This window comes from Arthrobacter sp. B2I5 (genome assembly GCF_030816735.1).
Classification (GTDB): domain Bacteria; phylum Actinomycetota; class Actinomycetes; order Actinomycetales; family Micrococcaceae; genus Arthrobacter.
Window position 1 is genome coordinate 2,561,014 of sequence record NZ_JAUSYF010000001.1, and the last position, 13,144, is coordinate 2,574,157.

Below are 13,144 nucleotides of genomic sequence, written 5' to 3' on the forward strand. Positions count from 1 at the left end.
TTTAGGCCCCGGTTTCCTGCGTTAGGCCCGGTTCCCGCGTCAGGCCCGTGCTCAGGTCTTTGGTGAGGGCGCCGACGGCGTCCACTCCCCCGTCGCGGAGGGCCGCCACCAGGGCGGTGCCCACGATGACGCCTTCGGCGTAGGCAGCGATCTCCCGGACCTGGTCGGCCGTGGAGACACCCAGCCCGACGCAGACGCGTTGGGCGCCCGCGGCGTGCGCGGCCGCCACAACATCCTTGGCTGCGGTGCTGACCGATGTGCGGGCTCCGGTGACGCCCATGATGGAGACGGCGTAGACGAAGCCGCGGCTTGCATCCACGGTCCGCTGCATGCGTTCGGCGGTGGAGGACGGCGCCACGAGGAACACCCGGTCCAGGCCGTACTTGTCCGAGGCCGTCATCCATTCGGCGGCCTCGTCCGGGATCAGGTCCGGGGTGATGAGCCCGGCTCCCCCGGCTTCGGTGAGCCGGCGCGAGAACTCGTCGACACCCATCCGGACCACGGGGTTCCAGTAGGTCATGACCAGGACAGCGGCGTCGGTCCTGCTGGTGATGCCGGCAACGACGTCGAACACCTGGCTGACGTGGAAGCCCTTGGCCAGCGCCTCGGTGGTGGCCGCCTGGATGACCTGGCCGTCCATGACGGGGTCCGAGTAGGGGATGCCGATCTCGATCAGGTCCGCACCGTTCTCAGCCAGGGCAATGCCTGCAGCGATGGTGTCCTCCACGCTGGGGTAGCCGGCGGGGAGGTAACCGATGAGGGCAGAGCGCCCCTGGGACCGCGCCCTGTCAATGGCTGCTGCCGACTTGCTGGTGGTCTCTGCCTGGTTGGCCATGCCTGCGCTGCTCACAGCTGCTCCCCCTCTTTGCCGATTTCGGATTCGGCGGAATTCTTGTCCAACAGGTCAAACCATTCGGCGGCGGTGGCCACGTCCTTGTCCCCGCGTCCGGACAGGTTGACGATGACGATTTTTTCGGATGCGGAGGCCGGATCCTCGGCGGCAAGCCGCTGGCCCACCTTCATGGCTCCGGCCAGCGCGTGTGAGGACTCGATGGCGGGAATGATGCCTTCGGTGCGGCAGAGGAGGCGGAAGGCTTCCATGGCTTCGCTGTCCGTGATGGGCTCATAGCTGACCCGTCCGATGTCGGACAGGTAGGAGTGCTCCGGGCCGACACCCGGGTAGTCCAGGCCGGCGGAAATGGAGTGCGACTCGATGGTCTGCCCGTCGTCGTCCTGCATCAGGTAGGAACGTGCGCCGTGGAGGACGCCCGGCTTGCCAAGGGTGATGGTGGCAGCGTGCCGGCCGGTCTCCACGCCGTCGCCGCCGGCCTCGAAGCCGTAAATCTTGACGGAGGGGTCGTCCAGGAACCCGTGGAAGATCCCGATGGCGTTGGAACCGCCGCCGATGCAGGCGCAGACGGCGTCGGGGAGCCGGCCCTCCTGCTCCAGGATCTGGGCGCGGGCTTCCTCGCCGATGACTTCGTGGAAGTACCGGACCATGGCGGGGAACGGGTGGGCGCCTGCGGCGGTACCCAGGAGGTAGTGCGTGTTGTCAACGTTGGCCACCCAGTCCCGGAGGGCGTCGTTGATGGCGTCCTTGAGGGTCTGGGATCCGCTGGTGACGGGAATGACCTTGGCGCCCAGGAGTTCCATACGGGCGACGTTCAGCGCCTGGCGGCGGCAGTCCTCGGCGCCCATGTAGACGACGCATTCGAGCCCCATGAGGGCAGCGGCGGTGGCGCTGGCCACGCCATGCTGGCCGGCGCCGGTCTCGGCGATGACGCGCGTTTTGCCCATCCGCTTGGCGAGCAGTGCCTGTCCCAGGACGTTGTTGATCTTGTGCGAGCCCGTGTGGTTGAGGTCTTCGCGCTTGAGGAAGACGCGCACTCCGCCGGCGTGCTGGGAGAACCGCTTGGCCTCGGTCAGCAGCGAGGGCCGACCGGAGTAGTTCTTGTTCAGGTCCGCGATCTGCGCGCGGAACTCGGGATCGTCCTTGGCCTTGTTGAAGGTCTCTTCAAGTTCGTCCAGGGCGGCGATGAGTGACTCGGGCATCCATCGCCCGCCGTAGTTGCCGAAGTACGGCCCCGGGGCGTGGCGGAGGGATCCGCCCTGCAGGAATGCTTCCGCGGTGTTGTTGTCAGCGTTTCCTGAGGGTGCGTCAGCCATCAGTCCTGTCCTGTTCGGTGGTAGTTGGTCAAAAGTTTGCTGTTCCGGGGTGGCCGGAACGGGATGCCTTGGTTGCAGGGGCCCGACATGCTGCGGGCCCCCGCAGGAAGCCGGGTAATGCGTGCCTCAGCGGCGGGCGGCGATGGCGGCGGCGCCGGCGGCGGTGAACTCGGCGATGCGTTCCCGGGGTGTGGCGTGGCTTACCAGTGCCTCACCCACGAGTATGGCGTTGGCACCGCTGGCGGCGTAGTGCGTGACGTCGTCGGCGTCGCGGACGCCGGATTCGGCAACCACGACGGCCTGGGCCGGAATCAGCCCTGCCAGTGAGGCAAAGACGGAACGGTCGACGTCGAGCGTTTTAAGGTTGCGCACGTTTACGCCGATGATCCGCGCGTTGGCCGCGACGGCACGCTCGATTTCCTCTTCCGTGTGCGTCTCGACAAGCACGTTCATGCCGAGGTCCCGGCTGAGGGCGCTGAATTCGGCGAGCTGGGCGTCGGAAAGGGCTGCCACGATGAGCAGGATGAGGTCGGCGCCGTGGGCACGGGCCTCCCAGATCTGGTACTCGTCGAGCGTGAAGTCCTTCCGCAGCAGCGGAGTGTCGACGGCGGCGCGCACGGCGTCGAGGTCGGCCAGGGATCCGTTGAAGCGGCGCCGTTCGGTGAGGACGCTGATGACGGAGGCACCGCCGTCGGCGTACTGCCTGGCGAGCGACGCCGGATCCCCGATGCTGGCGAGATCGCCCTTGGAGGGGCTGCGGCGCTTGATTTCGGCAATGACTTTCAGCTGTTCCCGGGTTGGGGAGGTTCCGCCGAGGGCTGCCCAGGCGTCACGGGCAGGTGCCGCGGCCTGGGCCAGGTCCTTCAGCTCGGCCAAGGAAACGAGCCGCTTCCTGGCCTCCATATCCTCCCTGACACCGGCGTTGATGTCGTCGAGAACAGTCGCCATCAGTGGCCGGAGTTCTTCAGCTTGCTGCCTTCGACGCCGTAGCCTGCCTTGCGCATGACGTAACCGAGGATCAGGCCGATGACCATGACAACAGCGCCGCCGATGAAGATGGGCGTGCTGGCGATGACGAAGGCGATGGCGGCGATGAGCGCGCCTACCAGCATGACGATGACGCAGGTCCAGGCGGCCGGGCTATTGCCATGGCCCAGTTCCTGGCTGTGGTCAATGGCGCCGGGGGCCACCGTGCGGGTGCCTGACTTGGAAACGGACGCAGGTGCTTTGCTCATGGAAATCTCCTCAGGATGGATACTGCTTACATTCTGCCATTTTTTGGCTGCCGCCCGTGTACCGCAGGGCTTGCTGCACCTGCCGGTCCGGGCGCCTGCCGGGGTTAAGTGGGGTCCTCACCGCGGGAAAGCCGGTCCCAACTGTCGATTTCGTCCACGGGCCCGGCCGGTGGCGTCCCGCCGGCAGCTGCGGTCCCCGCGGCGCCCGCCGCGTCATATTTGGTGCGCGCCTTCCAGTAACGGGAGGCGGGCAGAATCAGCAGGGCTGCCAGGGCAAGAAGGCAGCCGGCGACGACGGCGAGGACCGGGAACGGGGTCAGCTCCACGTGCGCCTGGCTGCCGGAGACTCCGGTGGCCGCTGCAATGGATCCCTGCGCCGCCGTGAGCGGGTCGGCCAGGACGGTGGCCGCGGCAGTCACCACGCCGGCCGCGGCAAGGACAACAATGGCGGTGATGACCCACCGGGCGATCCTGCCCGCAATGGCGGCTGCGAGCCCGCCGGCCAGGGCCACCAGTGCCAGGGCCGTCACGGTGGTGGCGGCCTTGCTGCCCTGTACCTGGATGACACTTTGGGCCGGTCCGGACTGTCCCACCTGGTTGGGGTCCAGCGTTGCGGTCATCCAGGTCTGGGTGGTGGTGCCGAATGCGGCCAGCGCCAGGAGGGCGATCAGCAGCACCAGCGTGGACTTGCGCCCCCAGGCCGGAACAGCCCGGTTTTTCCCGGGCTTGACGGCCTTGGCCGCCGTGTCCGGCGCTCCTGCTGCGGGCCCGCCGCCAGACCGGTCCGGCGCCATGTCGGAGTCCGGCATCAGGACTCCGTCCCGCCCGGAAGGGATTCCGCGGAAATGTTGTGCAGCGAACCGGCCGTGTGCACGGCGCGCAGCGGGGCGGCGGCCTTGTTGACAGTTTCCAGGGCCTCGGTGGGGTTCACGGAGTCCGCCACGATGCCGCCACCGGCCTGGACGTAGGCCCGTCCTTCACGGATCAAGGCGGACCTGATGGCGATGGCCATGTCCATGTCGCCGGCGAAGTCGAGGTAGCCCACCACGCCGCCGTAGATGCCGCGGCGGTGCGGTTCCAGCTCGTCCAGGAGGCGCAGCGCCCTGGGCTTGGGGGCGCCGGAGAGGGTGCCGGCCGGGAACGTTGCCTTCAGCACGTCATAGGCCTTGGCCTGCGGGGCAAGCCGGCCCACGACGGTTGAGACCAGGTGCATGATGTGGCTGAACCGCTCCACCTCCATGAACTGGGTGACGTCCACCGTGCCGGCCACGCAGACCTTGGAGAGGTCGTTGCGGGAGAGGTCCACGAGCATCAGGTGCTCGGCGCGTTCCTTCTGGTCCGCCAGGAGCTCCTCTGCCAGGGCCTTGTCCGCTTCGACGGTCTTTCCGCGCGGACGCGAGCCGGCGATGGGGTGGGTGATGACTTCCTCGCCGGTGACCGTCACCAGCGCCTCCGGCGAGGACCCGACAATGGAGTACTCGCGGCCGTCGGCGTCGGCCAGGCTGAAGATGTACATGTAGGGGCTGGGGTTGGTGTTGCGCAGGACCCGGTAAACGTCCAGGGCGGATGCCTTGCATTCCATTTCGAACCGTCGCGAGATCACCACCTGGAAAACCTCGCCGTCCACGATGGCTTCCTTGCCGCGGTCCAGCGCGGCAAGGTATTCAGCCTCGTCCCAGCGTTCCTGGACACTGGACGCAAAGTCCAGGGCTGCCGGTGCCAGCACGGAAACCGGCTGCACCACGGGCGCGCTGATTTTTGCCAGGAGTTCCTTGACCCGGCCGACGGCGTCGTGCCAGGCCTCGTCCACGCGCTCGGAGCTGTTGTCGAAGTTGATGGCGTTGGCAATCAGCAGGACCGTACCGTCCACGTTGTCGTGTACGGCCATGTCGGTCACCAGGTTCAGGGCCATTTCCGGCAGCTGCAGGTCATCCTCGGGCGGGCTGACCAGCCGTTCCCAGTGACGGACCGTCTCCCAGCCGAGGAAGCCCACCAGGCCGGAGGTAAACGGCGGCAGCCCCTCGAAGCGGTCGGTGCGCAGCGCCTCGATGGTGTCGCGGATGGCGTCCACGGGGCTGCCGCTGACCGGCACGCCCGCGGGCGGTTCGCCCAGCCAGTGTGCCTGCCCGTCCCTGGTGGTCAGGGTGGCGCGGGACCTGGCGCCGATGAAGGAGTACCGTGACCAGGCACCGCCGACGGCTGCTGATTCCATCAGGAAGGTGCCGGGCTGCCCCTGCGCCAGCTTCCGGTACAGCCCGATGGGGGTTTCGGCGTCGGCAAGGACCTTGAGCCTGACGGGAATGACGCGGCTGTGGCCGGCAAGTTCCCGGAATTCCTCAAGGCTTGGGCTGATGGTTCCAAGGTCCTGCATGGTTATGCTTGTCCGCCTGTTCTTCGGAAGGGCCGGCCTTGCCGGGCGCCATGGTGATCTTGCTGTGGTGGCCGTGGAGGGAGGCCTGCCGGGCAGCGTACCGGGTTAGCCTGCCTGGCCCGCCACGACGTCGAGGGCACGGCCGTCGAAGCAGGTGCGGGTACCCGTGTGGCATGCCGCGCCCACCTGGTCCACGCGCACCAGCAGTGCGTCGCCGTCGCAGTCCAGAGCCACGGACTTGACCCACTGGACGTGCCCGGAGGTATCGCCCTTGCGCCAGTACTCCTGCCGTGAGCGGGAGTAGAACGTGACGCGGCCGGTGGTCATGGTGCGGTGAAGCGCCTCGTCATCCATCCAGCCAAGCATCAAGACTTCGTTGGTGTCGTACTGCTGCACCACGGCGGCCACCAGGCCGGCGCCGTCGCGCTTGAGCGCAGCAGCCACTTCCCGGGGCAGCGGGCCGGCCGGCGGCACAGTTTCTTCAGACGACGGCGGCACGGCTTCCACGGGCGGGCACACGGCGGATCCGGCGGTTGGGACGGGGGTTGGCTGCTCAGACATCGGGTCAAGTCTAGTGCCAACACGCGCCGTACTCCTGTTGTGAACAACGGCACGCCACCGGCCTCTGAAGTGCTGCCCAACTCCGCGCCTCTCGTGCTAGTTTCACAAGTGATGCATTTCGTCGAACCGTCCCGAGAAGTCCTGGCCGAAACCCTGCTTGCGGCCGGCCCTGATGCGCCCACTCTGTGCAAGGGCTGGCGTACCAGGGACCTTGCCGCGCACCTCTACCTGCGCGAGCGGAAGGCCGCCGTCGGGCTCGGTTTGATCATCAAGCGCCTGGCCAAGGCATCGGACCAGGCAACCGCCCGGCTGGCGGCAAAGCTGACCGGCAACGACGACTATGCCCGGCTGGTGAACACCTTCCGCGCGGGTCCCCCGGCGCTTTCGCCGATGAGCATCAAGGCGCTGGACGAAAGTGCCAACCTGATCGAGTACTTCGTGCACACCGAGGACGTCCGGCGGGCCGTGGACCGGTGGGCACCCAGGGCACTTGATGAGGCATACTCGGACGCCCTGTGGGACGAACTCGTGAAGCGGGCCGCCATTCTCTACCGCGGCGTGGACCTGGGCATTGTCCTGGTCCGTCCGTCCGGTCCGCGCCACGTCGCCAAGCGGGCACCTGTTTCAGTGGCGATTGTCGGTGAGCCGGGCGAACTGCTGATGCACGCCCACGGCCGCACCCGCCATGCCCTGGTCACCTTCGAAGGCCAGCCGGACGCCGTCGCCCTCCTCCAGTCAGCCGAAGTAGGGCTCTAATCCCTCCAACTGAGTAGCGCTAAGTGTCGTTATGAGCCCTCAAAGCGACACTTAGCGCTACTTAGTTGGGTGGGAACACGCTTCAGCGGACTTCGAAGCCGGCTTCCCGGATCGCTTCCTTGACCTGGGACATCATGTCGTCCGGTCCCCAATGGAAGATCGAGGCAGCCAGGACCGCATCGGCACCGGCTGCGACGGCCGGCGGGAAGTGCGAAGGCTCCCCCGCGCCGCCGGAGGCGATGATCGGGACCTTGACGGCAGCCCGGACCAGTTTGATGAGCTCGAGGTCGAAACCGTCCTTGGTGCCGTCGGCGTCGATGGAGTTCAGCAGGATCTCCCCCACCCCGCGGTCCGCTGCTTCCCGGGCCCATTCGATGGCGTCGATCCCGGTGCCGGTGCGGCCGCCGTGGGTTGTCACTTCGAATCCCGACGGCGTGGGCTGCGAGCCCGGGCGGGTGCGGCGGGCGTCAACGGACAGGACCAGCACCTGGGAACCGAAGTGGCGGGTAATTTCGTCAATGACATCGGGCCGGGCCACGGCCGCGGTGTTGATGGAGGCCTTGTCCGCGCCGTAGCGCAGGAGCTTGTCCACCTCGGCCACGCCGCGGACGCCGCCGCCCACCGTCAGCGGGATGAATACTTCCTCCGCGGTGCGGCGGACCACGTCGAATGTGGTCTCGCGGTTGCCGGAGGAGGCCGTCACGTCAAGGAACGTCAGTTCGTCGGCACCGGCGTTGTCATACCGGTGGGCGAGTTCCACGGGGTCGCCGGCATCGCGCAGGCCCTCGAAGTTGACGCCCTTGACGACGCGTCCGGCGTCGACGTCAAGGCAGGGAATGACGCGTACTGCTACTGCCATGGGAACTCCTGGAATCTGTGGTGGTTGCTGCGGCCGGCTCAGATGCGGCAGGCGTGGATGCTGCTGACCAGGATGGCGCGCGCGCCGAGGTCGTACAGTTCGTCCATGATCCGGTTGGTTTCCTTCTTGGGCACCATGGACCGGACGGCCACCCAATCGGAATCGCGCAGCGGTGAAACAGTGGGCGATTCGAGGCCCGGTGTCAGGCCGGCCGCCTTCTCCACGAGCTCCTTGCGGATGTCGTAGTCCATCAGCACGTACTGGCGCGCCACCAGGACGCCCTGGAGACGGCGGATGAGGACGTCGATTTCCCTGGCGGTGCCGTTGGCGGCGCCCCCGTTGCCGGTGCGGCGGATCAGGACGGCCTCGGATTTGAGGATGGGATCGCCAAAGATTTCCATGCCTGCGGCCTTGAGCGTGTTGCCGGTTTCCACGACGTCGGCGATGGCGTCCGCGACGCCGAGCCGGACAGAGGATTCCACCGCCCCGTCCAGGCGGACCACCTTGGCGTTGATGCCGCGTTCGGCAAGGTAGCTGCGCAGCAGGCCATCGTAGCTGGTGGCCAGGCGCTTGCCTTCAAGTTCGGCGGCGGAGGCGAAGTCGCCCACCGGGCCGGCGAAGCGGAACGTTGAGGCGGCGAATCCCAGCGGAAGCAGTTCTTCGGCCTCCACCCCGGCGTCCAGCAGCAGGTCGCGTCCGGTGATGCCGACGTCGAGCGTTCCCTGGCCGACGTAGACCGCGATGTCGCGGGGGCGGAGGAAGAAGAACTCAATGTCGTTGTCGGGGTCCACCATGACCAGCTCGCGGCTGTCGCGCCGCTGGCGGTATCCGGCTTCGGAGAGCATGGCGGAGGCGGCTTCGGACAGGGAGCCCTTGTTGGGGACGGCTACTCGCAGCATGGGAGATTCTTTCTGGGGTGGAAGGTCTTGGTTTCAGGCATTGCAGGCCACAGCGGGCCCGGCGTCAGCGCGCCGGACCGGTGGCTACAGATGCTTGTAGACGTCTTCCAGGGTCAGGCCTTTGGCGAGCATCAGAACCTGCAGGTGGTACAGCAGCTGGGAAATTTCCTCGGCCGCGGCTTCATCGGATTCATATTCGGCAGCCATCCATACTTCGGCTGCTTCCTCAACGACTTTCTTGCCGATGCCGTGAACACCGGACTCCAATTCAGCGACGGTGCGGGAGCCTTCCGGGCGGGTGGCTGCCTTCTCGCTGAGCTCAGCGAACAGCGTCTCGAAATTCTTCACGCCCTCCAGCCTACTTGCTGCGGCCGCACCGGCGCTTCCCGGGCCGTTGCATGACGGGCGCGATGTGAGCGAATACACACCGCGCCCGCGCAGCAGGCTGTCCCTTAGCTCTGGTACTGCTTGAGCACGACGGCGGTGGCCAGCGCCGCCGTCACGGCCTCATGGCCCTTGTCTTCCTTGGAGCCGGGCAGGCCGGCGCGGTCCAGTCCCTGCTGTTCGTTGTCGCAGGTGAGCACGCCGAAGCCCACCGGCACGCCGGTGGAGACGCTGACGTCGGTCAGGCCGGACGTCGCTGCCTGGCAGACGTAGTCAAAGTGCGGGGTTCCGCCGCGGATCACCACGCCGAGGGCAACGACGGCGTCAAAGTGCGGTGCCAGGCGTGCTGCAGCAACGGGCAGTTCGAAGCTGCCGGGAACGCGCAGCACGGTGGGCTCGGCAATGCCGGCGTCCTTGGCGGCCCGGAGCGCGCCGTCCAGGAGCCCGTCCATGATCTGTGTGTGCCAGCTGGCTGCGACGATCGCGAGCTTCAGCTGCGAGGTCTCGGCCGGGTTGAGGGTGCTGAGGTCGATGTCGGGGGCGCCGTGTCCACTCATGGGTTCTTCTGTTCCGTTCAGTCTTGTTCGTGGTCGAAAGGGGTTTCGGGGGCCGGCACGGGCACCGGAGCCACCTGCGTATCCAGCAGCAGCCGGTGTTCCATGCGGTCCTTCTTGGTGCGCAGGTAGCGTATGTTCTGTTCGCGGGAAGGCACCTCGGTGGGCACCATTTCCACGACGTTCACGCCGGCCTTGGCCAGCCTGTTCTGCTTGTCCGGGTTGTTGCTGAGCAGCCGCACCTCGTGCAGGCCCATTTCGGCAAGGATCTGGGCTGCGGCCTTGTAGCACCGGGCGTCAACGGGCAGGCCCAGCTGTTCATTGGCCTCCACCGTGTCGAAGCCGGCTTCCTGCAGGGCATAGGCCTTGATCTTGTTGGCCAGGCCGATGCCGCGGCCCTCCTGGCCGCGCAGGTAGAGCAGGGTGCCGCCGTTGTCCCGGATCAGTTCCAGTGCGTAGGCAAGCTGTTCCCCGCAGTCGCAGCGGTAGGAGCCAAAGACATCGCCGGTGAGGCACTCGGAGTGCAGCCGCACCAAGGGGGCTTGACCGTCGGTGGGCGCGTTGGGGGAACTGACGGCCAGGTGTTCCACGCCGGTCACCAGATCAGTCCATGCCTGGGCCACGAAGTCGCCGAAGGCGGTGGGCAGCTGCACGACAGGCCCTCCGCTGACAGGATGGGGTGCCTCCCCGGATACTGCGTGGTGCTTCCGGTGGCCGTTCTGCTGGCTGTCGTCGCTGGCTGCCGCTGCCGTCATCGTTTCTCCTTCTGTTCGCCCGGCGTTACCCGGACATCCTCACGCTGGGTTCCCCCGGCCCCGGCTTCAAGATACGCCACCAGGTCCTCAATGGAGATCAGCGGACATCCATGTTCCGCTGCGAACGAACGCAAGCCGTCAAGGCGCATCATTTCACCGTCGTCGTACACCACTTCCGCGATTACCCCGACGGGCTCCAGGCCCGCAAGGCGGCACAGGTCCACGGCGGCCTCGGTGTGGCCCTGGCGTTCCCGCACACCACCGTCAACTGCACGGAGCGGGAAAATATGCCCCGGGCGGGTCACGGAGGCCGGTGTGGCCTGGGGGTCGGCCAGGATGCGGGCGGTCAGGGCACGGTCCGTGGCGGAAATTCCCGTGCTGACGCCAATCGCCGCGTCGCAGGACACGGTGTAGGCCGTGCCTTTGGCGTCCTCGTTGACCGCGGTCATGGGCGGCAGCGCCAAGGCGTCCGCGCGGTCCCCGGTCAACGGCACGCAAATCACGCCCGAGCTGTACCGGATGGTCCAGCCCATCAGGGCGGGTGTGGCGTGCTGTGCGGCGAAGATGATGTCGCCTTCGTTTTCGCGGTCCTCGTTGTCGACGACGAGCACGGGCCGGCCTGCGGCCATTGCGCGCACTGCATCCTCAATGGAGTCCAGTCCCTTGGCAGGCGCGGCCGCCCGAACGCCTGAGGCACCGTCGGTGTTGACGGCATCCGCGGCAGCGGCGGATTCCAAGTGTACTGCGGCGTTCACCGTACACCTCCTGCAACCGCGGTGCCACCGGTACCGGCTGCTGCGCCGGCATCGCGGAAGGCAAGCAGCCGTTCGGTGTACTTGGCCAGGACGTCGACCTCCAGGTTCACCCGGCTGCCGGCGGTTTTGGTGCCCAGGCCCGTTTCGGCCAGAGTGGTGGGGATCAGGCCCACTTCGAACCAGGGCTCCTGCTCCGATGCCGGGCTGACAGCGGTCACAGTCAGGGAGACACCGTCGATGGCGATGGAGCCTTTCTCCGCAATGTAGCGGGCCAGGTTGGCGGGGACGCCAAAGCGCAGCCGCTCCCAGTTGCCCAGGGGTTCGCGTTCCAGCAGGACTCCCACGCCGTCCACGTGGCCTTGTACTACGTGCCCGTCCAGGCGTCCGCCTGCAGGAACACAACGTTCCAGGTTGACCGAATCCCCGGCAACGAGTTCGCCGATGGTGCTCCGGACCAGGGTTTCCCCCATGACATCAACGCTGAACTCCTTGCCGTCAATGGCGGTTGCCGTGAGGCAGACCCCGTTCACGGCAATGGAGCCGCCTAGTGGCAGGCCTTCGGTGGAGCCGGGGGCGTGCAGCCGCACTGTGGCGCTGGTGTTCCCGTCGCGCTCCACGGACAGCACCTGCCCCTGCTCGGCAATAATTCCGGTGAACATCAGTAGCCTCCCTGGGCTTGCTCCGCGCTGCCGCGGGTTGGTGGGTGGTCGAGTGCAACTTTCCGTTGCGGTCTGAGGTGAAGCCTGAGGTCACGGCCGAGCGTCCGGACGGCGCCGCCGTCGGCCTCGTCCCATTCCCATTGCTGGGCGTCCGGGAGGCTGGTAATGCCCAGCCCGTTCAGGGCGGGGGTGCCGGATCCCAGCAGGGTGGGCGCCAGGTACACGATGAGTTCGTCCACCAGGCCCGCTGAGAGGAAGGCGCTGAGGATCCTTGACCCGCCTTCCACCATGACGTGCCGGATGCCGGCTTGATACAGCATGGTCAGCGCTTCGCGCGGGTCCCGGGTGGGAAGGTGGAGGGCCAGGCCGTCGTCGCCGCGGATCGCGGCGCCGTCCGGGATCCCGCGCAGTCCCATGACGGCCCGTACCGGTTGTTTGGGTGCGGGGTCGCCGGAGGGTTCCCTGGCGGTCAGGCGCGGGTTGTCCACCAGCACGGTCTGGCTGCCCACCAGGATGGCGTCGATGCGGCTGCGGATTCCGTGGTTGTCCGCCAGCGACTCAGGGCTGGAGATCCATTGGCTGGTGCCGTCCTCGGCAGCTATCCGGGCGTCCAGGGTCTGGGCGATGTGGAGGGTGACGAACGGGCGCTTGGCGGCGACGGCCTCGAACCACTGGCGGTTCATGTCCAGGGACTCGTCGGCGCCGGGGCCGCTGCGGACCCGGACGCCGGCCCTCCGCAGCGTTGCGGCGCCGCCGGCGGCGGGGTCATGGGGATCGTCGACGGCGTACACGACGTCCGTGATGCCGGCATCGATGATTGCTTCCGTGCACGGCCCGGTGCGGCCCACGTGGTTGCAGGGTTCGAGCGTGACCACCATGGTGCATCCGGAGAGATCCAGGCCGACGGCGGCGGCCTGGGCAATTGCGTCCGCTTCGGCGTGTGCGGTGCCGGCACCGCGGTGGTAGCCGGTGACAAGGTGGCGTCCGTCAGGACCGACGACGACGGCGCCCACCAGCGGATTCGCGCCGCGCGGGCCCTGCAGGGCTGCCCGCAGGGCATGCTCCATGGCACGGGTTTCGTCGGCGCTGAAGGCCGTGACCACCCCGGCGGCGGGCGTCAGTTCCACGGCGCCCGTCATGCGGCGGCCGTTGCGGGTTGGGTGGCTGCCTTGGAGGCGGCAGGATTTTCG

The 13,144-nt window shown here is 67.5% G+C and carries 16 protein-coding genes; 1 reads left to right on the forward strand and 15 read right to left on the reverse strand.

The window, feature by feature from the left end; genetic code table 11:
- Position 1: 1 nt before the first annotated feature.
- The 7 genes from trpA to hisI all read right to left on the reverse strand — a co-directional run bounded on the left by trpA (position 2) and on the right by hisI (position 6,333).
- Entirely contained in the window at positions 2–835 is an 834-nt protein-coding gene (gene trpA, locus QFZ60_RS12050; protein ID WP_307093299.1) for a tryptophan synthase subunit alpha, read from the reverse strand.
- Between the two features lie 11 nt (positions 836–846).
- Positions 847–2,166 (reverse strand): tryptophan synthase subunit beta, encoded by a 1,320-nt coding sequence (gene trpB / locus QFZ60_RS12055; protein ID WP_307090713.1) that lies wholly within the window; start codon positions 2,164–2,166, stop codon positions 847–849.
- A gap of 126 nt (positions 2,167–2,292) precedes the next feature.
- Positions 2,293–3,114, reverse strand: coding sequence for an indole-3-glycerol phosphate synthase TrpC (gene trpC, locus QFZ60_RS12060; protein WP_307090714.1), 822 nt, complete (start codon positions 3,112–3,114; stop codon positions 2,293–2,295).
- Positions 3,114–3,401 carry an HGxxPAAW family protein gene (locus QFZ60_RS12065; protein ID WP_056333411.1) on the reverse strand — a complete coding sequence of 96 codons (288 nt, stop codon included), beginning with the start codon at positions 3,399–3,401 and terminating at the stop codon, positions 3,114–3,116. Before QFZ60_RS12065 ends, trpC begins: the two co-directional genes overlap by 1 nt.
- Before the next feature lie 104 nt (positions 3,402–3,505).
- Positions 3,506–4,210, reverse strand: coding sequence for a Trp biosynthesis-associated membrane protein (locus QFZ60_RS12070; protein ID WP_307090715.1), 705 nt, complete (start codon positions 4,208–4,210; stop codon positions 3,506–3,508).
- A complete protein-coding gene (locus QFZ60_RS12075; RefSeq protein ID WP_307090716.1) occupies positions 4,210–5,772 on the reverse strand; it encodes an anthranilate synthase component I in 1,563 nt (520 codons plus the stop codon). Before QFZ60_RS12075 ends, QFZ60_RS12070 begins: the two co-directional genes overlap by 1 nt.
- Before the next feature lie 105 nt (positions 5,773–5,877).
- Entirely contained in the window at positions 5,878–6,333 is a 456-nt protein-coding gene (gene hisI / locus QFZ60_RS12080) for a phosphoribosyl-AMP cyclohydrolase (protein ID WP_307090717.1), read from the reverse strand.
- A 111-nt stretch (positions 6,334–6,444) separates the two neighbouring features.
- On the opposite strand from hisI, the gene QFZ60_RS12085 reads away from it, so the two are divergent.
- Positions 6,445–7,089, forward strand: coding sequence for a TIGR03085 family metal-binding protein (locus QFZ60_RS12085; protein WP_142121472.1), 645 nt, complete (start codon positions 6,445–6,447; stop codon positions 7,087–7,089).
- 82 nt (positions 7,090–7,171) lie between these two features.
- Here QFZ60_RS12085 and hisF read toward each other — a convergent pair whose 3' ends face one another.
- From hisF to ribD, 8 genes are all read right to left on the reverse strand, one after another.
- On the reverse strand, positions 7,172–7,948 hold the full coding sequence (gene hisF / locus QFZ60_RS12090; protein ID WP_307090718.1) for an imidazole glycerol phosphate synthase subunit HisF: 777 nt from the start codon (positions 7,946–7,948) through the stop codon (positions 7,172–7,174).
- Between the two features lie 38 nt (positions 7,949–7,986).
- Positions 7,987–8,847: an ATP phosphoribosyltransferase gene (gene hisG, locus QFZ60_RS12095; protein ID WP_142121470.1), complete on the reverse strand. Its 861-nt coding sequence runs from the start codon at positions 8,845–8,847 to the stop codon at positions 7,987–7,989.
- An 84-nt stretch (positions 8,848–8,931) separates the two neighbouring features.
- Positions 8,932–9,195, reverse strand: a complete 264-nt coding sequence (locus QFZ60_RS12100; RefSeq protein ID WP_009358176.1) for a phosphoribosyl-ATP diphosphatase — start codon at positions 9,193–9,195, stop codon at positions 8,932–8,934.
- A gap of 104 nt (positions 9,196–9,299) precedes the next feature.
- The gene (gene ribH, locus QFZ60_RS12105; RefSeq protein ID WP_056333394.1) at positions 9,300–9,788 is read right to left on the reverse strand and encodes a 6,7-dimethyl-8-ribityllumazine synthase; all 489 of its coding nucleotides are present in this window, start codon (positions 9,786–9,788) and stop codon (positions 9,300–9,302) included.
- A gap of 17 nt (positions 9,789–9,805) precedes the next feature.
- Positions 9,806–10,540, reverse strand: a complete 735-nt coding sequence (gene ribA / locus QFZ60_RS12110) for a GTP cyclohydrolase II (RefSeq protein WP_307090719.1) — start codon at positions 10,538–10,540, stop codon at positions 9,806–9,808.
- Positions 10,537–11,295, reverse strand: coding sequence for a 3,4-dihydroxy-2-butanone-4-phosphate synthase (gene ribB, locus QFZ60_RS12115; RefSeq protein ID WP_373427680.1), 759 nt, complete (start codon positions 11,293–11,295; stop codon positions 10,537–10,539). The genes ribA and ribB overlap by 4 nt, the downstream gene beginning before the upstream one ends.
- Complete coding sequence (locus QFZ60_RS12120; protein WP_307090720.1) at positions 11,292–11,954, reverse strand: riboflavin synthase; 663 nt, start codon at positions 11,952–11,954, stop codon at positions 11,292–11,294. Before QFZ60_RS12120 ends, ribB begins: the two co-directional genes overlap by 4 nt.
- The gene (gene ribD / locus QFZ60_RS12125) at positions 11,954–13,093 is read right to left on the reverse strand and encodes a bifunctional diaminohydroxyphosphoribosylaminopyrimidine deaminase/5-amino-6-(5-phosphoribosylamino)uracil reductase RibD (RefSeq protein WP_307090721.1); all 1,140 of its coding nucleotides are present in this window, start codon (positions 13,091–13,093) and stop codon (positions 11,954–11,956) included. Before ribD ends, QFZ60_RS12120 begins: the two co-directional genes overlap by 1 nt.
- Positions 13,094–13,144 lie beyond the last annotated feature (51 nt).